Origin of the sequence: Kribbella pratensis, from assembly GCF_004366075.1 — a bacterium.
Lineage (GTDB): Bacteria > Actinomycetota > Actinomycetes > Propionibacteriales > Kribbellaceae > Kribbella > Kribbella pratensis.
Map to the genome: position 1 here is coordinate 1,202,240 of NZ_SODU01000003.1, position 22,330 is coordinate 1,224,569.

A 22,330-nucleotide genomic window follows, 5' to 3' on the forward strand; every position below is an offset into this window, starting at 1 on the left:
CCTTTCGGTAGCGGTCGTCTCAGTGGAAGCAGACCGTGGCGGCGTTGCCGTGGCGGTCGGTCGTGTCGACGACGATGCGCCAGCCGCGGCCACGGCGGGTGACCGTGACGCCGGCATCGGCCTTCGTCAGCAACAGGTCGGGCTTGTCCAGGTCGACGGTGACCGAGGTGCGGGTCTGCGTCGGATCCGAGATCGCGACCGTTCCGCCGGCGACCACGATCGAGGCCGGGCCGTCCGCGGTGAGTTCGGCGACGGTGCCGGCAGTCCAGAAGTTGGCTGCCAGGACGTCGCGCAGCCGGACCGCGTGCGCCGTACTGTCTGCCTGTAGTTTCTGGACCGGGAGCTTGCCGGCGAACGACTTCGTCTCCGCGAGGGTTGCGGTCGGCAGCTGCACGTAGAAGTAGCCCTCTCCGACCGGCGCCGTACCGTGCGCGAACCACACCGTTTGGTAGGGCCGGGTCACCGGGGTGTCCGTTCCGTACTTGAGGTTGATCTCCCGCCAGGTCGCGGTCCGGTTCTCGCGCAGCGTCTGCACCGGAGTGCGATCGGGGAACACGTAGCCGCCGGTTCCCTCGAGATGACACCAGCCCGGCGCGGCGGTGAAGGTCTCGGTGCCGGTGCGCAGTTTGCGGTTCTCGACGACCGTCTCGACCGTGCCGTCGCCGGTGATGTCCGACCCCAGGCACACCATCACGTCGTCGATCAGGAACCAGCTCTTCAACGCCCGCAGGTTCGTCCCGTACCCACGCAGATCCATGCCGTAGGCACCGATCGTCCGCCGTGGAACCGCTGCACCCCCGACCCAGTCGGCTTCGCTGGTACTGCGGAAACCGTAGGAGTCGGCCAGCCGCCGGGTGTCGATCGTTGTCCCCGGCAACCGGTACGGATCGACTGTCGGCCAGTAGTCGCCCGAGTAGTGACCGAGGTCGTCGTCGTACAGCAGCACCATCCCGTCCGACAGGTGCCAGCCGTGCAGGTTCTCGGTCTGGATCGACTCGTAGTTGTAGATCCGCGACGAGTACGCGCTCAGTCCGATCGTGAACGACGGACGGTGGTGCGCGACCTTGTCCATCCGGGGGTACTGCTTGTGCACGACGAGCGGACCGCGGGCCGTTGCCGACGACGAGAGGACGTTCCGGGCCGCCACCAGCGAGGCCGGATCGGTCACCGTCAGGAAATCCCGGAAAGTATCTTCGGTGATCCACTGCTTGACCAGCGCGGTCAGTTGCGCGGCCCGTTCCGCCGGGGCGGCCGGGATCAGCCGCAGCGTGCCCTCGATGATCGTCTGCGTCGGCGCGTGGTTCTGCTTGCTGGGACGGGCGATCTCACGGCCGCAGACCGAACCCATCAGGTCACCGCGCACCATCAGCGGATCGAAGGCGTCGTTGATCCAGCCGTAGATGTTCTCGAGCTCCGGATCGGTGACGGTCCACTCGGTCCCGCCGAGCAGGTAGAGCAGAGAGGAAAGCGTTCCGAGCAGTTCCTTGCCGTAGCCGCCGTTGTACGGATGCTTGTAGTGCTGCAGGAACGATCCGTCGCTGTAGAACCCCTCGCCGGTTCCGTCGATCCGGCCGGGCGCATCGTTGAAGGCGAGCACGCTGTTCGCGCCACTGCCCTCGACGTCACTGATCGCGTCGCGGACGCGGACGAGCGCCGCGGCGTCGCCGTCGAGGACAGCGCGGACTGCCACCACGGTGGCGATCCAGACCCGGTTGGCGCCGGTCGCGATCTGGCGGTCGGCGCGCCACAGGTTCGGGTCAGGCGTGTAGTAGTTGATGGCCTGCGTGTACGTCGTACGCACGTCCGCCGGAATCACGTCGTACAGCAGGACCAGCGTGTCCGCGAAGGCGGAGGCGCCGCCGATCTCCCAGTCGTAGTCGTTGTCGTACCGCGGCAGTGTGGGGCTGTAGCGGTTCGCGTGCATCCATTCGAGGGCGCCGCGGATATCGTCGGCAACGGAGACGTTTCCTTGGTAGGCCGATCCGTTCGTGGCCCAGGCGACCGCGATCTGCTTGATCCGGCGGAAGTTCGAGGCGACGTGGTTGGAAAGCGTTGTACTCGCGAGATCCGGCCAGAGGGTGGTGCGGTTCGCCGAGCGGTCGAGGGTGGCGAGCGCGGACTGGGCCAGGCGGTCGACGCGGGCGATCGCGACGGCGAGATCCGGGTCGGCGGGGTCGACGGTCGGGCCGCCGGTGAGCAGCGTCTGCCAGCGGAGGCGGAGCTCGTCGGTGGACGTGGCAGCCCAGGTAGGTGTCGGGAGGGCGAGGAGTGCGGCCCCGCCGATCATTCCGCCGAGAACACTCCGGCGGCGGAGGGTGAGGTCAGGCATGTGGGTCCTCTCAAAGAGCTAGGGCGATCGCCCTTGCGCCGGCTGAGTTGGGGTGTAGGCCGTCACCGCTGTTGAACTCGGGGCGGAGCCGGGCGGGATCCGCTGGGTCGCGGAGCGCGGCGTCGACGTCGAAGAGTCGGTCGAAGAGGCGTCCTTGCCGGAGTACGGCGTCGACGTGGTTACGGACCTGGTCGAGTGCGTCGGTATAGCGGATCCAGCCCTTGAACGGGCCGATGGTCGCGCCGATCACCTCGAGGTCGTGGTCGTGCGCGCGGCGTACCAACTGCTCGTAGGCCTGGAGGATCCGGGCCGGGTCGGTCTGGCTGGGCGGTTGCTGGATGTCGTTGATGCCCAGGAACATCACCAGCGTCGCGACGTTCGGCAGGCCGAGTACGTCGCGATCGAACCGGGACTGACCGCCGGGTCCGAAGCGGGCGTCGTCGAGCAGAACACGGTTTCCGCTGATCCCGAGGTTGGCGATCGCGGGGCGCCGGCGGAAGCGCGCGGCGTACTGGTCGGGCCAGCGGAGGTTGGCATTGTCCGGTGTGCCGACGCCCTCGGTGATCGAGTCGCCGAGGACCGCGACCACCTGACGTCCGGCCGCCGGTACATCGACGCCAGTGAGCAGGAACACCGAGTTCGTGGCGCGATCCCCGATGGAGCCGGTCGCATGCACGTTCCGGTGGAAGCTCAGCGGACCGGTCGGACCGGGCAGGTACATGCTCACCACCAGATCCCCGCCATCCGGCAGGACCAGAGCGACCGGATCGCTCACCACGGTCGCCCCTGCGGCCAGCACTACGTCCTTCTCGCCGCCGAACAACACCGGCTCGGCATTAGCCGTCACCGGCCCCACGACGACAGGCCCAGAACCAAACGGATTCGCAAACCGCAACCGAACCGCAGGACCGGCGCCGGCCACACCACCAACCGCCGGAACACCCTCGCCCGCCTGAGACGTGGTGCCGGCGGAGAGCCGGAGTTTGTATCGGAGGGTGGTATCGGTGAAGCCGCTCGTTGCATCGGCGTCCGCGGCGGTGGGAGCGGTCTGCGCAGTCGCCCAACTCGCAGCCCACCGGCGTTCGCGCGAGTTCGTGGGCGCCGGGGTGCCGGCGATGGCTGCAGCGGCCGACGTTGCGCCTACCGCAGTGCCAAGGATCCCGACCGCCCCGCCGCCGAGGACTCTGCGACGCGACACACCGCCGTCTGCGCTGCCTGCGCCTGGGCGGCGCGCAACACCGCCCACGGAGGGACGCCCATCCGATGGGTCGCCCGTTCGGTCGGTGGGCCTACTCATCAGCAGGCCGCCGTGGGGGTGAAGTTGGCGGCGTAGGTGCCGACGGAATCTCCGCCGGTGTTTCCTGACATGGTGTTTCCGCAGACCTGCCCCTGCGGCGTCCGCATGAACTTCACGCCGCCCGACGCGTTGTTCGTGATCGTGTTTCCGTAGACGTGGTTGTCGACGCCATCGGTTTCCGTGTCGCCGCCGAGGCGGACGCCGGCGCCGGTGTTGTCGTGGATCGTGTTGTAGCGGAACGTGTTTCCGTTGCCGCGGGCGTCCAGTCCGCCCGAGCTCGAGTCCTTCTGCTGACTGCAGTCGTTGTGCTCGATCACGTTCGCGGTGGAGTTCTCCTTCACGTCGACACATTCGTTGCCGTACGTCGCGATTGTGTTGTCATGGATGTGGTTGTTCCGGCTGCGATCGGCCTGGGCGTCCGGTGCGCCGTTCTGACCCTGCTGCTCCGGCGCGGTGCCGAGGTAGATCCCCTCGCCGTTCTTCCCGCCGTCGTTGAACTTGAAGTCGTACACCCCGCACGGGCCGACGGTGTTGTCGTGGACGTCGGCGTTCGTGATCAGGTACCGCAGCCGCAGGCACTCGCCGCCCGCGTTCTTCAACCGCATGTTCCGGATCGTCAGCGTGCCCACGCCGTCACCAGGCGACGTGCTCATCACGTACACGAGCTTGTCCCGGTACCCGTCCTTGCTGGACGACGACCCGAACAGCCCGTCGATCGTGAACCCGTCCAGCGTGACGCTGTCGTGCTGGATCTGGAAGATGCGCGAGTTTCCGGCGCCTTTCACGACCGCGGTCGACGGGCCGGTGATCGTGACGCCGGACCTGATCGTCACCGCGTCCTGGAGATAGGTGCCGGAGGCAAGATGTACGGTCGCTCCGCGGGGCGCGGTATCAAGCGCTTTCTGGATGGTCGCGAACGGCGTACCGGTCGACGTACCGGAGTTCGCGTCGCTGCCGGTGGTGGCGACGTAGTAGTCGGTCGCCGCGTGCGCGGGGACCGCGGGCAGCGCCAGCGCGGCGCCGAGAAGCAGGATCGGGACAGCTCGGGACATGGTGGTCCTCCTGGTTGGGCGGTTTGCTGCCTATGAGTGCTGTCTGGCTAGGAGTGGTCGGCGACGAGCAGGCCGACCAGAACCGGAACTGTGGTGCCGAGGAGCAGGGGACCTGCTGGTACGACGAGCGAGAAGACAGGCGCGGCGACGGCGGCACCGAGGAGTGCGGTGCCGCGCGGTACGGAGGTGAAGGCGAGCCGGAACGCCGTACGGCGCCAGTCGGCGGATGATCCGGATGGGTCGCGGCCCGCGGCGACGGCGAGCGCGAGGTGGTAGGTGACCGCGGCGGCGATCAGACCGACGTGGATCATGAACAGCGTCAGGACGAGCGGCCCCGATCGGCCGGACAGGAACGATAGGTTGCTGGCGGCAATCACTGCGGCGATCGTCATCAGGACGGAGTGCGGGAGCAGCGGACGCCAGTACTTGCGCCAGCCGACGAACACGCCGGTGAAACACCGCGCGTCACCGTCGGTCCGCCACCGGTTGAGCGCGAACCCAACCGCAGCCAACGCCGGCAACCACGTCACGATCCCCAAACACAACACCGTGAACGCCGCCCCCGCCGCCGCCGGATTGGCAACCCACCCCAACCACTCCAACGCCCGCCGACCGACCCCACCCCCTCCCCGCCGACCCACACCCGCGGCGGCTCCCTGGGCTGTGGTGCGGGGTGGGTGCTGGGCGGCGGGGCGGGTCATAGGGTGACCGTCCTGTCTGCGGTGCGGATGATGGCGCGGACCGCCACGCCATCACGATCGGCGTGCCGCAGGTGGCCGCCCGCTCCGACGGCCGCATCGGCGGCAATTGTGATGGCCTGGGCGTCCAGTGCTCCCTCGTCGTCGGCGAGCAGGACGGTCTCGTCGTCGAAGGCGATGCCGAAGCCGTGGCTGAGGTCGAGCCGGCGAGCGGTCGGCGGGGTCGGGTGGAGGGCGGACGTTGGCTCGATCGTGGTGAGGAGAGTGGCGGTCGTCGACTGACGGGCGGTGGCGCGGAGCGTGTGCATCGTGCGGGTCAGGCGAAGGCTGGGAGTGCTGGACGTCGGGTTGGCCTCGACGTCCGTCACCGCAGACTCGACGGTCAGCGGCGTGTGGAATCGGACCCACGCCTGCGCGGACCCGGATCGCAGCGCGATCTCGTCGGCGTACTCGATCGGCCAGTCGGCGTGCAGCAGGAGAGTCCAGTCACGCGGGGAGTCGGCCGCACAGCGATCCAGCAGTACGAGCCGTCCCGCCGGGGTGAAGACCAGCGTCCGATCGAGCCGCGTGATGCCCAGTTCGGGCGGGTACATCGCAGCGATCTGCGCGGTGGCATGCGCCATCCCGTCGACCGCGTATACGTCGACCATCCGCGCCTGACGTTCGTACGGGATCCCCTTGTAGACGTGATACCTGTCCTCGTCGGCGTACCCGAGGCCGTCGACCAGGATCAGGTTGTGGTCGCCCGCCCGCTTGCGGTTGCTGTATCCCTCGTCCACGGCCAGGAACGCGCCCCGCGACGTCAGCACGAACGATCCCGAGTCGGGATGATGATGCCCGGCGCTCAACGTGTCCCATCCGCGCTCGCGGTCCAGCCGGTGGGACATCTCCCAGGCTTGGTGACCGCCGCCCGGCGCCGCCTTGAACGACACCATCGTTGCCTCGTCGTCCCATCCGGTCCGCGCCGTGACGAGGCCGAGGTCCGGAAAGTACGCGGAAAGCGGCGCGGTCTTCGCGGGATCGACCGGCGGCAGCGAGTCGTCGTACCAGAGCAGCTCGAGGTACGCCTCCGGCATGACGCCCGGCTTCACGCCGCTCGCGTACGCCTCCCGCCAGAAGAAGCGTTCGGACACGAGATCCGCCAGCCACTGCGCCTCACCGATCCGGTACGCGGACGCCAGTTTCCGGTACAGCGCAACACTGTGTCCGCTCCGCCGGTCGTGACAGTCGCCGTGATCGATGTTTTCCTCGAACCCGGGCGCGCACTGCTGCAACCGGTAGGAAAACGTGTTCGCCAGGAACCGGCAGCGCTCCCACCAGTCGAGTCCTTCCTGGTCCTGCAGCAGATCGAGGTACGTCGCCAGCCACGGAACGCCGTACCGCCAGTAGACGACGCCCTCCATGTCCGACCCGTCCGCCGGCAGCAACTCGATGACTGTCTCGAAGTTCCGCCGGGCGCGTTCGGTCCACTCGGTGCGACCCAGCGCGTACCCGGCAGCAGCGAGCCCGGTGTAACAGATCCAGTTGTGGTTCTGCCAGTACGACGAACTCCACCACGAGCCCTCGGACTCGACGGCGAACTCGTACAACCGCGAACCCTGCAACTCCAGTTTGGCGCGCAACTCGTCGGCCAACTCGAAGTCGTCGCCGAGCCAGGTGGAGGCGAGGGACAAGCCATGGAGCAACCACCCCGCGTCGAGATCGTGGTCCGGCAGGTGCGCCTTGCCCCAATGGGGGAAACCGATTGCGGCCGAGATCCAGCGGGCTGCCTCAGACCGGTAGCCCTCGTTGCCGGTCAGCCGGTAGGCGAGCGCGAGGTTCGCGGCGGCCGGGCCGAAGTAGGTGATGCTCGCGGACGGGTGCTCGGTCGGCGGGGTCTGCGTTCGGTACCAGTCGCACTGCTCCCGCAACCGCCGCCACTGCGCGGCATACCGCCCGTCGAGCCCGTCACGCACCTCCGCGATCCGATCGTCGAACATCACAGCCCTCCGATCGGATGCTCATGCCCGTCGACGGCGAGCACGTCCCCGAGCAGCCGCACGTCCACAGGCTCGGTCGAGTAGACAGAGCAGTACGTCGCGTCCGCACCGACCACCGTCCAGTCGACCCACGTCCGCACCCGCTGCGGATCATCAGCCGGCCCAGGCCCCGGCCGAACCACCGGCACAGCGCCACCCAGTACGACGTCGCCCGCCGCAGCGTCAACGGGAACACCGCCGACGTGGTATCCGTACAGCGTCTCGTCGCCGACCCAAGTTGTCCGGATCGCGTCCGGTCCAACCTCCACGGTCAGCTCGACATCGGGCCGGAACTGCAGGACGATCTCGCGCTCGCGATCCGCTGTCACCCGGACGACATCCACCAGGTAGTTGTCTCCAGCAATCAACTTCCGCATCGCACGTACACCGTCGTACCAACCGTCGATCGTGGCCGTCACCGAGTCCTCGACGTGCGTCAACTCGCCCGTTGCCTCGGCGGGTTCGAGGTTGTCGATGCGGATCGTCGGATGCGCGGCGACGGACTTGTAGTGGGCGCGCCATTGGGCATGCCCGTACGGGACCTGACCGGGATCGGGTTGCCACGGCGTAGTCGCGCCGTACAGGTAGAGCGCGAGCTTGTCGTGGTGCCCGTGAGAGCCACCGTGCGGCCCGTGGTCGAGGATCGCGTGAATCCCGGGCACGCGAATCACCAGATAGGACGAGCTCAGGTGTGTGCCCTGGAACGAGGTTGGCTCCGCGGCGCGAGGCGGGCCGCCGAACCATCCGGTGAGCTTGTCCTCCAGGCCGTCGTACTCCGAGCCGACCTCTGCCAGAGCCCGAGCAGCGACGGCGTCCAGAGCATGAGCTGTTGTGAACTGACGGGCCAGCGCGACGATCTCCAGCCACTCAAGTGCCAGCGGGACCCGCAGATATGGGCCGTCGTGGAGTGCCGGGAGAATGCCTCCATCGGTGGCGATCGAGGCGAGGGCCGTGATCATCTTCTCCAGGCGGTCGGGCACCAGCGACGGGTCGAAGCCACGCAGGCTCAGCAGATAAGCGCGCAGTACGAAGCCGTGGTAGTACGTGCTGGCCTCCCACTCCCAGCCGTCCGCGCCGGTCGCCACATCCAAGTGCGCGAACTGCCCATGCTCGCCGGTCAGCCACTGCTTCTCCCCGGACCACACCTCACCGCGAACGGCCGCGGCCGCCTGGCTTGCCGTCGTACCGAGCGCGTTGAACCACGCCGTGTAGTTGGACGAGAATTTGTCCTGGGCAACCATCGCCTCACGCGCCCGGTGCGCCCCTGCAACCATGTCATCGAGCATCGGCAACGTCTCACGCAGTTCGGCCCGCCCAGCCAGGTTCAGGATCGAGTGTGCGATCGGCACACCCCACACCGCATCGGTGAGCGCTTGATGAAAGAGCCGCCCGCGCTGCATCCACCCTTGCGCCTGCTCGTGCTCCCCCGCCTTCGTGAGGTCCGAATACAACCGCGCGTACGACGCGAGCAGCTCAGCCCCACCGCCGTCGTACGAGAGCAAGCGGATCCGCCGCGCCCAGAAGTGATGTGCCAGCACGGTCCACGCGCCGCGCACCGCGGGCGTGTCGACCCGGCAACCGTAGGAACACGGCACCCCACCGGCCGGAAAGTTTCCGGAATCGAATCCGACGTGCGCCAACTCGAGGCCATGGGCCGGGCACACGTACTCGTGCCACCAGCCACCGCGTTCCGTCGGCGGATTTCCGTTCAGCGCGGCCACGTGCCACCGTCGATGTCGATGGTGATCCCGGTCAGGTACCCGGACGCCGGCAACGCCAGGAACCGTACCGCGTTCGCCACGTCCTCGACCTGCCCGGCGCGGCCGATCGGCGTGCCCGCGACCATGTTCGCCTGCGCCGCCTCGGTGGAAAACGTTTGATGGAACGCCGTCTCGGCGATGTACCCCGGCGCGACCGCGTTGACCGTGATCCCCTGCGGCCCGAGCTCCTTCGCCAGGCCCTTGGTGAACCCGCGGATCCCGGCCTTCGCCGCCGCATAGATGACCGACCCGGGACCGCCGCCGTTGTGCGCGGCGAGCGAGGCCATCGTGATGATCCGCGGGTTCGCCGACTGCGCGAGGTGCGGAATCGCGGCCCGGGTGGTCCGGAACGTCGCGCCCAGGTTCACGTCCACGACCTGCTGGAAGTGCTCGTCGGTCATGTCCTCCACCTTGACCCGCCCGATCAGGTGACCGGCGTTGCAGACCAGGACGTCGAGACCGCCGAGGAAACCGGCCGTTTCGTCGAGCAGCCGGTCGACGTCCGCCGTGCTCGTCACGTCGGCGCCGACCGCGATCGCTTTCCGGCCGAGCTCCTCGATGTCGGAAACGGTCTGCGCGGCCGCATCGGCGGACTTTCCGTAATGCACCACCACGTCCGCGCCGGCCGCCGCCAGGCCGAGCGCGATCCCGCGGCCGATGCCGTGCCCGGCACCGGTCACCAGCGCGCGCGTCCCCTGCAGTTCCCCGGTCATAGAAAACAGTCCTTTCAGTCAGTATCAGCTGAGTGTCATTTGATGCCCGCGGTCGCGAAACCTTGGACGAAGTAGCGCTGCCCGATCAGGAACAGCACCACCATCGGCACAGTGGCCAGCGTGGTCCCGGCCATCAGGAACGCCCACTGGGTGTCGTTCTCGGTGCGGAAAACGGAAAGTCCGACCTGGATCACTCGCAGACTGTCGCTCTTGGTCACCAGCAGCGGCCAGAGGAAGTTGTTCCACGACCCCTCGAACGTGAGCAGCGCGACCGTGATGAACGCCGGCTTCACCAGCGGCGTCATGATCCGCGCGTAGATGCCCAGCTCACCGAGTCCGTCCAGCCGGGCCGCCTCCTCCAGTTCCACCGGCAGGTCCAGGTAGAACTGCCGGAACAGGAACACCGAGAACGGGCTGACCGCGCCCGGGATGATCAGCGCCCACCAGGTGTCCAGCCACCCGGTGCCGCCCTGCCCGGTGATGTCGTTCCCGCCGAACAGCGGCATGAACCGCACGATCAGGAACTCCGGCAGGATCTTCGTGTACGTCGGGATCATCAGCGCCCCGACGAACGCGAGGAAGATCAGCGAACTGCCCCGGAACCGCAGCCGCGCCAGCGCGTACCCCGCCATCGAGGCGATCAGCACGTTCAGCACGGTGTGGCTCGCGGCGATCACGAAGCTGTTCCGCGCGTACGTCGCGAACGGCGCGGCGTGCAACGCGTCCACATAGTTGCCGAAGGCCCACTTCGTCGGGAACAACCGCGGTGGGACCGCGGCGATGTCGCCGGGGCTCTTCACCGAGGTGAGCAGCATCCAGACGAACGGCACGATCATCACCACAGAGATCGCGGTCAGGGTCAGGTAGAGGACGATCCGGCCGGTCCGGGCCCGGCCGGAGGTCTCAACGGGTGGCACGGTCACCTCCGGTGATCCGCCGGTTCAGCAACGTCAGGAACAGCAGCAGTGCGAACAACACCAGGCTCTGCGCGCACGCGTATCCCATCCGGAACTCCCGGAAAGCGGATTTGTAGATTTCGTAGGTCATCATCGTCGTGCTGTTGGCCGGCCCGCCGTCGGTCAGGATGTACACCTGGTCGAACGACTGGAACGCGCCGATCACCGACGTGACGAAGACGAAGAACGTCGCCGGCCGGAGCAACGGCAGGGTCAGGCTGAAGAACTGCCGGAACTTCGACGCGCCGTCCACCGACGCCGCCTCGTAGAGATCGGTCGGCAGACTTTGCAGCGCAGCCAAGTAGATCAGCATCTTCAGGCCGATCCCCTGCCAGATCCCGACCACGATCACCGCCGGCATCGCCCAGTCCGTCGACGACAGCCACGCCGGGCCGTCGAGGCCGAGAAACGACAGGACAGCGTTGGCCAGACCGCTCCGCGGGTCGTAGATCCACAGCCACACCAGGGCCACCGCGATCGTCGCGGTCACCTGCGGAATGAAGATCGCAGTCCGGAAGATCGCCCGTCCGGCCAGCCGCGTGTTCAGCATCAGCGCGATCAGCAGCGCGATGCCCATCGCCACCGGAACCGTGAAGAACGTGTAGATGCTGGTGTTCAGTACGGCGCGCCGGAAAACGTTGTCGGAAAGCAGATCACGGAAATTTTCCAGGCCGATGAAACGCGGCGGCGTGAGCACGTCGTACGACGTGAAACTCAGCACGACCGCGGCGACCAGCGGGATGCCGATCCAGATCAGGGCGTGCAGCACGGCCGGCGCGACCATCAGCAGACCGGCCCGGCGGCGGGCACGCTGCAGCCCCCGGCCCCGGGGCGGAGCAGCGGAGGGCCCGGATGCGGTCGCGCGCACCCGGTCCCGCGTCGGCGCCATCGTTCCGCTCACAGTCGCGAAATCGCTTCCTTGCTCAGGTTCGCGAGCTCGTCGATCGCTTCCTTGGCGGTCCGCTTGCCGACCACAGCGGTCTCGAGGGTGGTCTTGATCTTCTCCCGGATCTCCATCCAGGCCGCCGTACCGCCCTCGGACCGGGCCTTGCTCATGTTGTCCAGGGCAAGCTTCACGAAACCGTTTTCCTTGACGTAGTCCGAGGTCCGCAGGTCCTGGACACCGGGCACGGAACCGCGTTGTTCCGCGGTCGGCAGGATGGATTCCGGCGTACCCATGAACTCCACCAGCGCCTGGGCCGCGGCGGCGTGCTTGGACGAGGCCGAGCGGGCCACCATGGTGCCGCCCTGCAGCATCGCGGGCACCTTGTTGGCCAGGATGAACGCCCCGACCTTGTCCTCCTTGAGCAGCTCCGGGTTCTGTTTCTTGAGCTGCACCCAGAGCGAGTTGTTCGACATCATCATCGCGGAGCGACCCTGCTGCAGGGTGGTCGGCTGACCGGCGGCCGACTTGAACGAGTAGTCGGCGGACTTGTCCTTGATGACGTCGAGGAACAGCTGCAACGCCTCGACGCCACGGTCGTCGTTGAACTTGACCTGCTGCCCGCTCTCGTCGAACAGGTTGCCGTCGTTGGCGAACAGGAACGTCTCCCAGCACTGCCGGAGATCGATCGAGAACGGGTCGAAGCCCACCCGGCTGAGCTTGCCGGAGCTGTCGCTACGGGCCAGTTCCTTGGACATCTCCCGCAGTTCGGCCCAGTCCTTCGGCGGTGCCTTGATCCCGGCCTCGGCGAACAGGTCCTTGCGGTAGGTGACGATGCGGGTGTCGAGGACCATCGGCAACGCGTACAGCTTGCCGTCGTACCGGGACGGCTCGAGGACGCGGTCCTCGTACTCGTACCGCTTGGCCAGGTCGTCGGGCAGCGGCGCGAGCACCTTCTTGTGCGCGAACGGCGGGATCCAGCCGACGCCGAGCATCACCACGTCCGGCATCAGGCCCCCGGCCAGGCTGGTGGTGATCTTCTCGTTCAGGGCGGCGTACGTCGTGTAGTCGACCTTGACCGTGACGTTCGGGTTCTTCTGCTTGAACGCCGGCAGCAGCTTGCCCTCCAGCAGGTCCTTGCCGGTGCTGCCCTCGAACAGCGGGGTGAGCAGGCTGATCTCGCCTTCGACGGGTCCGTCGGCGGTCGCCTGGCTGTTGCCGGACGACGCGGAGCACCCGGTGGCGGCGGCGACCGCGCCGAGCCCGAGGGCCGTCAGGACTGATCTGCGGGTGTACTCCATGGCGCGCCTTTCGTGGTGCTGCGGAAGGGAGTGGTGCAACGATCTACCAGCCGGAGCGGCGCAGTTATGCGAGGCTGGTGCAACGATGCACCGCATGCTAGGAACGGATTTCATGGCACGTCAAGAGGTCGGCGCCATCAACTTCACGCTGGACTTTCGACGCCACCTGATGCATCGTTGCACTGCGACACGGCAGCACCGACGGGGTGACAGAATGCGCGGGTGGGCGGTGAATTGAGAACTGGCGAGGTGACGATCCAGCAGGTCGCGACCGAGGCCGGCGTCTCGCCGAGCACGGTGTCGAACCTGCTCAACGGGCGCAACCACCGGATGCTGCCGGAGACCCGGCAGCGGATCGAGCGCGCCATCGACAAGCTCGGCTACCGGCCGAACCGGGCCGCCCGGCAACTGCGCACCGGCCGGAACACCACGATCGGGCTCGTCGTCCCCTCGGTGGGCAACCCGTTCTGGGGCGCGCTTGCGCGGCACCTGGAGTCCGCGGCGCTGGCCGAGGGGTACCACGTGCTGCTCTGCAACTCCGAGCGCGATCCCCGGCGCGAGCGCGATTACGTCGACGAGTTGTGGGCCGACGGCGTCCACGGCGTCGTACTGTGCTCGTCGCTGCCGTCGCTCGACCATGTGATGCCGCTGGTCGAGCGCGGGCTGCAACTGGTCGCCTTCGACCGTACGTCGCAGGCCGGCGACCCCGCGTCGCTCGTCAGCATCAGCGTCGACAACGCGATCGGCAGTCAGCTCGCCACCCAGCACCTCACGGATCTCGGGCATCGTCGGCTGGCGTTCGTGTCCGGCGCGTTGGCGAGCGTCAACCGCAAGGAGCGGTACCGCGGGTTCACGGCCGGTCTCGAACAGGCGGGCATTGATCCGGCGACTTCGGTCCGGGCGCCGGTCAAGGGCGATGCGGACGACTTCGGCGATGTCGAGGCGTCCGAGTTGGGTCGCGCGGCCGCGGCGGAGCTGCTCGCGCTGGAGGAGCCGCCGACCGGGATCGTCGCGATCAACGACATGTGCGCGCTCGGGGTCTGCCGCGGGCTGCGGGACGGCGGTCTCGAGGTGGGCAAGGACGTGTCGGTGGTCGGGTTCGACGACATCGTGCTCGCGGATCTGTACGCGCCGACGCTCACCACGGTGCGGCAGCCGATGAAGGAGATGGCGGCGGCCGCGTTCACCCAACTCCGATCCCGCCTGGACGACTCCGGACCGACCCAGGGCCAGTCCCTGCTGTTCCGCCCCGAACTCATCGTCCGCGAATCAACCGCACCACCGACCTGACACTCCGCCCCGGAACCCCGGGCGCGAGGTCCCGGGGTGAGGTGCCGGCTCTGCCGCCGCGGCCTGCGGCCCCGAGGCGCGGCAGCCGGGTGTCGCGGGCGCGTCGTCGTCGTAGGGTGGGGCGGTGCAACGGATCTCCTCGCGGAACGCTCGGTTCCAGGTGTGGCAGGCGTCGCTGACCAATCGCACCAAACGGCAGCGGTCCGGCGAGTTCCTGGTGCAGGGCGTGCGCCCGATTTCGGTTGCCGTGGACAACGGTTGGCCGGTGCGCACCGTCATCACCGACGCATCCCGCCCCTTGTCCCGCTGGGCTTCCGACCTGCTGCAGCGGCTGCCGGACGTCGAGCGGGTCGCGATGGTGCCGGAGCTGCTGGCCGAGCTCGGCGAGAAGGAGGAGCCCGAGCTGATCGCCGTACTGGAGCTGCCTGCGGACGATCTCGATCGGATCCCGGTCGGACCGGAGTTCCTGGGCGTCGTCTTCGACCGGCCGACCGGGCCGGGGAACATCGGGTCGATCATCCGCTCCGCCGACGCGTTCGGCGCCGACGGGGTGATCGTGACCGGGCATGCCGCCGACGTCTACGACCCGAAGGCAGTCCGCGCGACGACGGGATCGCTGTTCGCGGTTCCCGCCGTACGCGCGCCCTCTCATCGCGAAGTCCTCGATTGGGTACGCCGGTCCACGCAGCCGGTCGTCGTGGTCGGCACCGACGAGCACGGGTCGACCGACGTCTACGACTTCGACTTCACCCAGCCTGTCCTGCTGCTGATCGGCAACGAGACCGCAGGCCTGAGTACGGCGTGGAAGGAAGCCGCCGACCACCTGGTCCGGATCCCGATCACCGGATCGGCCAGCTCCCTCAACGCCGCCAACGCCGCAACCGCGGTCCTCTACGAAATCTCCCGCCAGCGCTCACACTCTCCCCACTGACCACATCCCCCACCGCCCGTAACCGTCGTCCACATTTGCTGGGTCAACCAGCGAATTTGATGGGTCAGCCAGCGAAATGCGGGGTTCCACACCCTGAGTTTCGGTCACGAAGCCCCAGTTTGGCTGGCCAACCCAGCAAATTGCCTGGTCAACCCAGCAAATGGCGCCGGGCTGGTCGAGCGACGGTCGGCGAGGAGATGGGGTGTGCTCACGCGGTGCAGAGTAGTTCGCCGTGGAGGATGGAGATGCAGGCGTCGGGGGTGTCGGCCCAGGTCCGCCACGCCTGGGAGATCGCCTCGAGTTGCTGCTCCGGTACGCCGGATGCGCGCGCCTGATCCGCCAGAGCCGACTCGAGGATGCGGTCCGCCCACATGCCGCCCCAGAAGGCACGATCTTCCGGGTTGGCGAACGCCCAGGTCGACGTGGTCGCTTCCGCCTGCTCGAAGCCGGCCGCGAGCGCCCACGACAGCAGGCGCCGGCCCGCGTCCGGTTCACCCCTGTTCGCGCGCGCCATCCGCTGGTAGAGCGCCATCCATTCGTCCAGTTCGGGAAGCTCCGGGTACCAGACGAAGCCGTGATAGTCCGAGTCGCGGACCGCGACAATGCCACCGGGCTTGCACACGCGCCGCATCTCCCGCAGCGCCTGCACGGGATCCGCGACGTGCTGCAGAACCTGATGCGCGTGCACGACGTCGTACGTGTCGTCCGGCAGATCCAGTGCGTGAACGTCGCCGACGACGAACTGCACGTCGAGCTCCCGGTTTTCGAACGCCGCCTTGGTGATGTCGAGTGCGGCGGCGTTCGCCTCCAGCGCGGTCGTCCGGCCCGGTTCGACCAGGCGAGCCAGGTCAGCGGTGATCGTGCCGGGACCGGCGCCGACATCGAGCAACGACATCCCGGGCCGCAGGTGCGGAAGCAGGTATCCGGCCGAGTTCTCGGCGGTCCGCCAGCTGTGCGACCGCAGGACTGACTCGTGATGGCCGTGCGTGTACACGTTGTTCATCCCAGGCTCCTTTGCCTTGCTCGATGGTCCTCACGCTAGCCCAGGATCTTACTGAATGAGACATATCATCTTGCAATACGAGACGACGTACGTGACCGAATATGGCCAGACCGGGCCTGTGTCCGCGGGTGAACCTTGAGGGACTCGAACAGAACCCAGGAGGATTCCGATGCTGGCAAAGGTGTTTCCGATCAAGCTGAAGGACGGCAACCAGGCCGCTGCCGAGGCGATCGTGCAGGAGTTCGCGCCGAAGGGACCGGGTGCCGAGGAGGGCACGTTGTCCTTCCGTGTGTACCGCGACCCGTCGAACCCGGACTACCTGTTGTTCGTCGAGCATTTCGCGGACCAGGCGGCGTACGACGCGCACACCGGGTCGGCGGCGTACAAGGAATTGATCGCCGGCCGGTTCGCCGACCTGATCGTCGAGTTCGTCGAGGTCGATCACCACCTGCTGGTCAGCCTGTGAACGACCTGGCGCGACGGCTGCGCGAACTGCACGGACAGCCGCCACTCGTCCTGCCGAACGCGTGGGACGCCGGCTCAGCGCGGGCGATCGAGGCCGCGGGGGCGACGGCGATCGCGACGACGAGCGCGGGTGTCGCCTGGGCCGCCGGTGTGGACGACGCCGGCGGACTGAACCAGGAATCCGCGATCGCTGCACTACGCGCGATCTGCGCGGCAGTTTCCGTCCCGGTCACGGCCGACATCGAGGCCGGGTACGGCGATGTCGCGGGGACGGTGACCGCTGTCGTCCAGGCGGGTGCGGTCGGCATCAACCTCGAGGACAGCACGGCCCGGGTCCTCGACGATCCGTTGGTGCAGGCCGAGCGGATCAAGACGGCACGCGCTGCAGCTGTTGCCGCTGGCATCGATCTGGTGATCAACGCGCGGACCGACACGCACTTGTTCGGTGACCGGACCGGCACGATCGAACGCGCGAAGATCTACGCCGACGCGGGCGCGGACGTGCTGTTCGTCCCTGGCGTGGTCGACCTTCCGACGATCGCCGAACTCGTGCTGGAGTCGCCGCTGCCGCTCAACGTGATGGTCGGCCCAGGTGCGCCGACGGTCGCTGAGCTCGCGGAGGTCGGCGTGGCGCGGATCAGCGTCGGGCCGGCGATCACGAGCGCGGCGTACGCGCTGGCTCAATCGGCCGCCAAGGAACTGCTGACCAGCGGCACCTACGCGGGATTGACCAGTTGAGTGCCTACGAGGCGTCGACCAGTTGATAGACGGCGGCGAGCGAGCGCCACGGGCGCAGGTGCTCGGCCTCGCCGCCGAACGGCCAGGCGTCGCGAGCTCCGAGGCGCAAGGCGATTTCCTGCGCGGCGCGCGGGCTCGTGACGGTCTCAAGCGATCGGAGCTCCACGCCTGCCTGAAGTGTAATGTTGCCGTCAGCAACTTCGCGCGCGAGTGGGCCGATCAGCTCCGCTCCGGTCAACGCCTCCGGTCCCGGGAACGCGTGCGTCAATCCGTGCCCGAGCCCGGGGACCGGCACGCCGTACACCTCGACGAGTTTCCGCAGCGCCTCGGTCGCGTCGTCCGGAGCGAGCCGGTCCCGGACGACTGCCTGGACCGCAACCTCGAACGGACCCCACGCGCCAGGAACACGTATTCCGGGACGCGCGGCAACGAGCGGCCCGAGGTCGGCGTCCGCGGCCAGATGCTCCCTGGCGCGGATCGGCTCATGATCGAGCCCGACGAGCTGGGTGGCCCGGTCGACGACATGGATGACGCCCTCCCAGAACGGGAGATGCGCGCGCAGAATCAGGTGATCGTCCCCACCCGCGCCGATCTCCAGCAGGCCGGGCTCACCGTCCAGCGAGATCGTCCGCCGATAGACGCCGTCCTCGACCGACTCGACGCCGGGGACCGCGTGCGCCTCGAGGTACGTGCTCATCGCTTCCCAGTCGTACGGCGGGGTGAACGGCAACCGCAGCACCAGACCACCATCCGCAGCGAGACGATCGCCGCGGCGCCGGCGATCGCGCAGCGCACGCGGTGACGCGCGGAAAATCTCGCGCATCGCCCGGTTGAACTGGCGCAGGCTGCCGAAACCGGACGCGAACGCGATTTCCGCGACGCCGAGATCGGTGTCGTCCAGCAGACGTCGCGCGAAGTGCGCCCGCCGGGAGCGGGCGAACTGATCCGGCGTGACGCCCAGGTGCTCGTGGAACATCCGCCGCAGGTGCCGCGCCGACACCCCGAGTCGCGCACCCAAGGCCTCCTCACCCGACTCGTCGAGCAGGCCCGCGATGATCAGTTGCACCGCACGGCAGACCAGCTCGGGCGCCTCGTCGGCCACAGTCCCGGCGATCCGGTACGGCCGGCAGCGCAGGCAAGCGCGATACCCGGCGGCCTCCGCGGCGGCGGGCAACTCGAACGTGCTCACGTTTTCCGCGAGCGGCTTGGCCCCGCACCCGGGCCGGCAGTAGATCCCCGTCGTACGGACCGCGGAATAGGTGGTCACGAGAACACGCTAGGCGGGGCCACCGACAGTTCTGACACGCGTTTTACACCGAGCGCCCACCGTGACGGCTAAGGTACGGCGGGTGCAGTCGAAACCGATGCTGGTCGTGGTGAGTGGTCCGCCCGGGACCGGGAAGACGACGCTGGCGCACCGGATCGCGGCCGCGATCGGCTGCCCGGCGATCTGCCGGGACGAGATCAAGGAAGGCATGGCGCATGCGACCCCGGGCTTCGTGCCAGGCCCCGGCGACCCACTGACGATGCGGACGCTGTCGACGTTCTTCGACGTACTCGGCCTGCTGATCGGCCGCGGTACGACGGTGGTCGCGGAAGCGGCGTTCCAGGACCGGCTGTGGAACCCGGGCCTGACCCCGCTCCTCGGCCGCGCCGACGTCCGGATCGTGCACTGCACGGTCCCGGCCGAGGTTGCGCTCGAGCGGATCACCGCCCGGACCAGCTCGGACCCACGCCGTTCTGCTCACGAGGATGCGCAGATCAGCCCGGATGCCCGGCTCCGCACCCACAACTCCTTCCAGCCCGTCGATCTGCCGGTTCCTTCCATCACCATCGATACGACTGCCGAGCCATCGATCGAGGAAGTGCTGGCGTTCTTGTCGCGCTAACGACAGGAGGTAGTCGCGCCAGAGCGGCCGAGTTCGGGGCGCGCACGCGAGGAGTCGACGGGCGTGGTGGACTACCTCCTGTCGTTAGCGGTTCGCGGAGGGGGCCACATGCTTGAGCGGTTTGCCGGGTTGACCACTGCACATGTTGCGGATGCTTGTGTCAGGGCCGGGGTTCCGGTGCGGACGGTGTCGTTGACAGCCGTCGCCGGCGGTCGAGTCGCGGGGCGGGTGTTGCCGGCGCAGCATGTCGGCAGTGTCGACGTTTTCCTGGAGGCGTTCGAGTCCGCCGCCGAGGGCGACGTACTCGTCGTGGACAACGGTGGCCGGCGGGACGAGGCCTGCGTCGGCGACCTGGCCGCGCTGGAGGCTGCTGCCGCCGGTGTCGCCGGGATCGTGATCTGGGGTCTGCACCGGGACACGGTCGACATCGCCGCGATCGGGTTGCCGGTCTTCAGCCTCGGTGCATTGCCGACCGGGCCGTTGCGGCTCGACCCGCAGCCGGCCGATGCGTTGTCCAGAGCAACGATCGGCGAGTGGACGGTGACCCGGGACGACGTCGTACTCGCGGACGAGGACGGGGCGGTCTTCCTGCCGGCGGATCGCCTGGAGGAACTGTTCGACCTGGCGGAGTCGATCCGGGACACCGAGCACCGGCAGGCGGACGAGATCCGGGCCGGGCGGTCGTTGCGTGAGCAGGTGAGCTTCAAGCAGTACCTCGAGCGCCGGGCCGCCGATCCGTCGCTGACCTTCCGCCAGCATCTGCGCGAGGTGCGGGCAGCGATCGAGGAATGACCACGTGTCAGCTGGGTGAGGTCGCCGCCGAGCGGACCTGAGCCACTCACCAAGCCGGCGCCGCGGGTCAGCTGCGCGCTGAGCCGACCTACCCGTGACGCGTTTGGCGAGTGGCGCACGTCCGCCTCAACTGATCGCCGCTCGAATGGCGGGCACGACCTCCTGGGACCAGCGGGAGAGTTGGACTTCGAACGGGTCGGAGCCGCGTGGGAAGAGCGTGAAGCCGGCGGCGTCGTGGTTGAGGATCGCGTCGGTGAGTTCCTCGACCCATTGCTTTGCCGAGCCGCCGACCCAGCGGCCTTCCTCGTCGCGGGTACGGCGCAGCGGGGTCGCGGTGATCGCACCGGGAAAGTTGTAGATCGTCGCGACGTCCGACGGTTTCCGGCCGACCGAGAGTGCCGCTTCGTCGATGATCGGGCGGGACCAACGGAAACGGTCGCTGAGCCAGTCGGCGGCGTGACCGGGGATCCAGCCGTCGGCGTTCCGGCCGGTCGCGGCCAGCGATTTCGGGCCGTTCGAGCCGGTCCAGATCAGCGGCGCGGGTACGGCGGCGGGGCGGAGGGCACCGATCGGGTAGTGCTTGGTCGGCGCCGGGGTACCGCCGTCGGACATCGAGTGGACGAGCTGCATCGCCTCCTCGAACGCCTCGACCGCCTCGGCCGGACGCAGTTCCGGCACGCCCATCATCGTGATGCGGTCCCAGGCCCCGCCGGCGCCGAGCCCGAGGACGAAGCGGCCGTCGGACAGTGCCGACAACGAGGTCGCCGTACGGGCGAGGACCGGTGCGGGCCGCAGCGGCAGGTTGGTCACGTTGACGAACGCCGACAGTCGCTCCGTTCGCCCCAGGATGAAGGCGATCGCGGCGTAGCCGTCGAGCATGTCCGGGACGTACGGGTGATCGGCGAGGCTGACGTGATCGAGACCGTCCCGATCGGCCTGCTGCGCGAGCCGGACGATCCCGGCCGCTTCCCGCACCGCGTCCGGCGATCCATATCCGAACCGCACGTTCATATCGACTCCTCAGATAGTTCGTTGTTCTAACTAGTTGTAGCACGAAATGTTAGCAGTGCAAACTATTAGGCCAACGGACTATCATTGGGGACATGGTGACGACGACGGCTGCCCGGGACACCGATCTCGCGAGCGCGCTGGTGCAGACGATGCACCGGTTGCAGGACCTCCACGCCGAGACCAGCCGCCCGCTCGGCCTGACCCCGCAGCAGGCACATCTCCTGTGCGTGCTGCTCAGCGGTCCCCTCGGCATGACCGAACTCAGCCGCATCCTGAGCATCGAACGCTCCAGCCTCACCAGCATGGTCGACCGCCTGGAACGCCGTACCTTGGTCGCCCGCACCCCCAACCCCACAGACCGCCGCGCCAGCCAGATCGAGCTGACCCCTGACGGCCTGGCCCTCGCGCACGAGGCCCACGACGCGGTGGTCAACCGCATCAACGCGATGACTGCCGACCTCCCCCGCGCCACGCGCGCGACCATCACCACAGCACTGCAGTCGATCCTGACCCGATGAGCTACCAGTACGTCGCTGTGGCCGGCGCCCGCATCGCCTACCGGGCAAGCGGTTCCGGGCCCGCGCTCGTACTGATGAAGAACAACCGCCGCCCGCTGGACTACCCGGTCGCATCCGTGCTCTCCCAGCGATTTCGGGTCCTGCAGATCCATCCCGTCGGGTTCGGCGCCGGCGACCGGCCCGCGGAATACGATTTCGGCAGCATCGGTCGGCAGGTGCTCGCCGTACTCGATCACGAACGCATCGATCGGTTCGCCGTCTGGGGATTCTCACAGCCGGCTTGTATGTCGGCGATCGTCGCCCGGTCGACGGATCGGGCGGCCGCACTGGTGATGGGCGGCGTACCGCCGATCGGTTTTCCGACCGACGCCACGATGCGCCGGATGGAGCGGGAGCCGCGGCTGCCCAAGGCTGCGCTGGAGTTCTGGCGGAGCTATCGCTCGTACGACTGGCACCACGAGCTCAGGTGCTATGCGGGGACCAAGGTGGCGTACATCGGCACCGCTGACCCGGCGATCCGGCGGCTCCGGAAACTCCGGCCGGTGCTGGAAGGTATCGGCTTCCGCTATCTGGAGTTCGATGGGTTGAGCCATACCGCGTGCGGGCTCGGCGACGAGTCAGCCGATGGTCTGCGCGTTGCGCAGACAGTGGCGGATCGGCTGCTCGGCCACGGCGCAGAGTGAAGT

21 protein-coding genes are annotated in these 22,330 nt (G+C 68.2%); 8 read left to right on the forward strand and 13 right to left on the reverse strand.

Going from position 1 to position 22,330, the window contains the following annotated elements; translation table 11 throughout:
* Positions 1-19 precede the first annotated feature (19 nt).
* From EV137_RS30065 to EV137_RS30110, 10 genes are all read right to left on the reverse strand, one after another.
* Positions 20-2,329, reverse strand: a complete 2,310-nt coding sequence (locus EV137_RS30065) for a polysaccharide lyase 8 family protein (RefSeq protein ID WP_134131610.1) — start codon at positions 2,327-2,329, stop codon at positions 20-22.
* 10 nt (positions 2,330-2,339) lie between these two features.
* Entirely contained in the window at positions 2,340-3,176 is an 837-nt protein-coding gene (locus EV137_RS30070; RefSeq protein WP_202871196.1) for a GDSL-type esterase/lipase family protein, read from the reverse strand.
* A gap of 449 nt (positions 3,177-3,625) precedes the next feature.
* Complete coding sequence (locus EV137_RS30075; RefSeq protein WP_134131612.1) at positions 3,626-4,678, reverse strand: DUF1565 domain-containing protein; 1,053 nt, start codon at positions 4,676-4,678, stop codon at positions 3,626-3,628.
* A 47-nt stretch (positions 4,679-4,725) separates the two neighbouring features.
* Positions 4,726-5,217: a hypothetical protein gene (locus tag EV137_RS30080; RefSeq protein WP_202871197.1), complete on the reverse strand. Its 492-nt coding sequence runs from the start codon at positions 5,215-5,217 to the stop codon at positions 4,726-4,728.
* A 158-nt stretch (positions 5,218-5,375) separates the two neighbouring features.
* Entirely contained in the window at positions 5,376-7,355 is a 1,980-nt protein-coding gene (locus EV137_RS30085; protein WP_134131614.1) for a heparinase II/III family protein, read from the reverse strand.
* Positions 7,355-9,115, reverse strand: coding sequence for a heparinase II/III domain-containing protein (locus EV137_RS30090; protein WP_134131615.1), 1,761 nt, complete (start codon positions 9,113-9,115; stop codon positions 7,355-7,357). Before EV137_RS30090 ends, EV137_RS30085 begins: the two co-directional genes overlap by 1 nt.
* Positions 9,103-9,867 (reverse strand): SDR family NAD(P)-dependent oxidoreductase, encoded by a 765-nt coding sequence (locus EV137_RS30095; RefSeq protein WP_134131616.1) that lies wholly within the window; start codon positions 9,865-9,867, stop codon positions 9,103-9,105. Before EV137_RS30095 ends, EV137_RS30090 begins: the two co-directional genes overlap by 13 nt.
* 35 nt (positions 9,868-9,902) lie before the next feature.
* Positions 9,903-10,784 carry a carbohydrate ABC transporter permease gene (locus EV137_RS30100; protein ID WP_238175632.1) on the reverse strand — a complete coding sequence of 294 codons (882 nt, stop codon included), beginning with the start codon at positions 10,782-10,784 and terminating at the stop codon, positions 9,903-9,905.
* Entirely contained in the window at positions 10,771-11,724 is a 954-nt protein-coding gene (locus EV137_RS30105) for a carbohydrate ABC transporter permease (protein ID WP_202871198.1), read from the reverse strand. Before EV137_RS30105 ends, EV137_RS30100 begins: the two co-directional genes overlap by 14 nt.
* On the reverse strand, positions 11,721-13,007 hold the full coding sequence (locus EV137_RS30110; RefSeq protein ID WP_134131617.1) for an extracellular solute-binding protein: 1,287 nt from the start codon (positions 13,005-13,007) through the stop codon (positions 11,721-11,723). Before EV137_RS30110 ends, EV137_RS30105 begins: the two co-directional genes overlap by 4 nt.
* 249 nt (positions 13,008-13,256) lie before the next feature.
* Here EV137_RS30110 and EV137_RS30115 point away from each other — a divergent pair, with 249 nt between their 5' ends.
* Entirely contained in the window at positions 13,257-14,297 is a 1,041-nt protein-coding gene (locus tag EV137_RS30115) for a LacI family DNA-binding transcriptional regulator (protein WP_134131979.1), read from the forward strand.
* Between the two features lie 124 nt (positions 14,298-14,421).
* Positions 14,422-15,228 carry a TrmH family RNA methyltransferase gene (locus EV137_RS30120; RefSeq protein WP_134131618.1) on the forward strand — a complete coding sequence of 269 codons (807 nt, stop codon included), beginning with the start codon at positions 14,422-14,424 and terminating at the stop codon, positions 15,226-15,228.
* Positions 15,229-15,436: 208 nt separating this feature from the next.
* On the opposite strand, the gene EV137_RS30125 is transcribed toward EV137_RS30120, so the two are convergent.
* Positions 15,437-16,231, reverse strand: a complete 795-nt coding sequence (locus EV137_RS30125) for a methyltransferase domain-containing protein (protein WP_134131619.1) — start codon at positions 16,229-16,231, stop codon at positions 15,437-15,439.
* A 169-nt stretch (positions 16,232-16,400) separates the two neighbouring features.
* On the opposite strand from EV137_RS30125, the gene EV137_RS30130 reads away from it, so the two are divergent.
* Together EV137_RS30130 and EV137_RS30135 are read left to right on the forward strand one after the other, a co-directional pair.
* Complete coding sequence (locus EV137_RS30130) at positions 16,401-16,697, forward strand: putative quinol monooxygenase (protein ID WP_134131620.1); 297 nt, start codon at positions 16,401-16,403, stop codon at positions 16,695-16,697.
* Positions 16,694-17,434, forward strand: coding sequence for an isocitrate lyase/PEP mutase family protein (locus EV137_RS30135; protein ID WP_134131621.1), 741 nt, complete (start codon positions 16,694-16,696; stop codon positions 17,432-17,434). Before EV137_RS30130 ends, EV137_RS30135 begins: the two co-directional genes overlap by 4 nt.
* Before the next feature lie 4 nt (positions 17,435-17,438).
* Here the strand turns inward: EV137_RS30135 and EV137_RS30140 are convergent, their stop codons facing one another.
* Complete coding sequence (locus EV137_RS30140) at positions 17,439-18,701, reverse strand: AlkA N-terminal domain-containing protein (RefSeq protein ID WP_134131622.1); 1,263 nt, start codon at positions 18,699-18,701, stop codon at positions 17,439-17,441.
* 82 nt (positions 18,702-18,783) lie between these two features.
* Between EV137_RS30140 and EV137_RS30145 the strand changes: the two genes are divergently transcribed.
* Complete coding sequence (locus EV137_RS30145) at positions 18,784-19,323, forward strand: P-loop nucleotide/nucleoside kinase family protein (RefSeq protein WP_238175633.1); 540 nt, start codon at positions 18,784-18,786, stop codon at positions 19,321-19,323.
* 108 nt (positions 19,324-19,431) lie between these two features.
* Positions 19,432-20,115 (forward strand): RraA family protein, encoded by a 684-nt coding sequence (locus EV137_RS30150; RefSeq protein WP_134131623.1) that lies wholly within the window; start codon positions 19,432-19,434, stop codon positions 20,113-20,115.
* Positions 20,116-20,241: 126 nt separating this feature from the next.
* Here EV137_RS30150 and EV137_RS30155 read toward each other — a convergent pair whose 3' ends face one another.
* Complete coding sequence (locus EV137_RS30155; protein ID WP_134131624.1) at positions 20,242-21,126, reverse strand: LLM class flavin-dependent oxidoreductase; 885 nt, start codon at positions 21,124-21,126, stop codon at positions 20,242-20,244.
* Positions 21,127-21,218: 92 nt separating this feature from the next.
* Here EV137_RS30155 and EV137_RS30160 point away from each other — a divergent pair, with 92 nt between their 5' ends.
* Both EV137_RS30160 and EV137_RS30165 read left to right on the forward strand, forming a co-directional pair.
* Positions 21,219-21,644 carry a MarR family winged helix-turn-helix transcriptional regulator gene (locus EV137_RS30160; RefSeq protein WP_134131625.1) on the forward strand — a complete coding sequence of 142 codons (426 nt, stop codon included), beginning with the start codon at positions 21,219-21,221 and terminating at the stop codon, positions 21,642-21,644.
* The gene (locus EV137_RS30165; protein ID WP_134131626.1) at positions 21,641-22,327 is read left to right on the forward strand and encodes an alpha/beta fold hydrolase; all 687 of its coding nucleotides are present in this window, start codon (positions 21,641-21,643) and stop codon (positions 22,325-22,327) included. The genes EV137_RS30160 and EV137_RS30165 overlap by 4 nt, the downstream gene beginning before the upstream one ends.
* Positions 22,328-22,330: the final 3 nt, after the last annotated feature.

Excerpts from the sequence above, each read along its gene's own strand:
- EV137_RS30155 (WP_134131624.1), bottom strand. The coding sequence starts at position 21,126 with ATGAACGTGCGGTTCGGATATGGATCGCCGGACGCGGTGCGGGAAGCG.
- EV137_RS30125 (WP_134131619.1), bottom strand. The coding sequence starts at position 16,231 with ATGAACAACGTGTACACGCACGGCCATCACGAGTCAGTCCTGCGGTCG.
- EV137_RS30110 (WP_134131617.1), bottom strand. The coding sequence starts at position 13,007 with ATGGAGTACACCCGCAGATCAGTCCTGACGGCCCTCGGGCTCGGCGCG.
- EV137_RS30130 (WP_134131620.1), top strand. The coding sequence starts at position 16,401 with ATGCTGGCAAAGGTGTTTCCGATCAAGCTGAAGGACGGCAACCAGGCC.
- EV137_RS30085 (WP_134131614.1), bottom strand. The coding sequence starts at position 7,355 with ATGTTCGACGATCGGATCGCGGAGGTGCGTGACGGGCTCGACGGGCGG.
- EV137_RS30150 (WP_134131623.1), top strand. The coding sequence starts at position 19,432 with ATGCTTGAGCGGTTTGCCGGGTTGACCACTGCACATGTTGCGGATGCT.
- EV137_RS30095 (WP_134131616.1), bottom strand. The coding sequence starts at position 9,867 with ATGACCGGGGAACTGCAGGGGACGCGCGCGCTGGTGACCGGTGCCGGG.
- EV137_RS30075 (WP_134131612.1), bottom strand. The coding sequence starts at position 4,678 with ATGTCCCGAGCTGTCCCGATCCTGCTTCTCGGCGCCGCGCTGGCGCTG.
- EV137_RS30065 (WP_134131610.1), bottom strand. The coding sequence starts at position 2,329 with ATGCCTGACCTCACCCTCCGCCGCCGGAGTGTTCTCGGCGGAATGATC.
- EV137_RS30160 (WP_134131625.1), top strand. The coding sequence starts at position 21,219 with ATGGTGACGACGACGGCTGCCCGGGACACCGATCTCGCGAGCGCGCTG.
- EV137_RS30165 (WP_134131626.1), top strand. The coding sequence starts at position 21,641 with ATGAGCTACCAGTACGTCGCTGTGGCCGGCGCCCGCATCGCCTACCGG.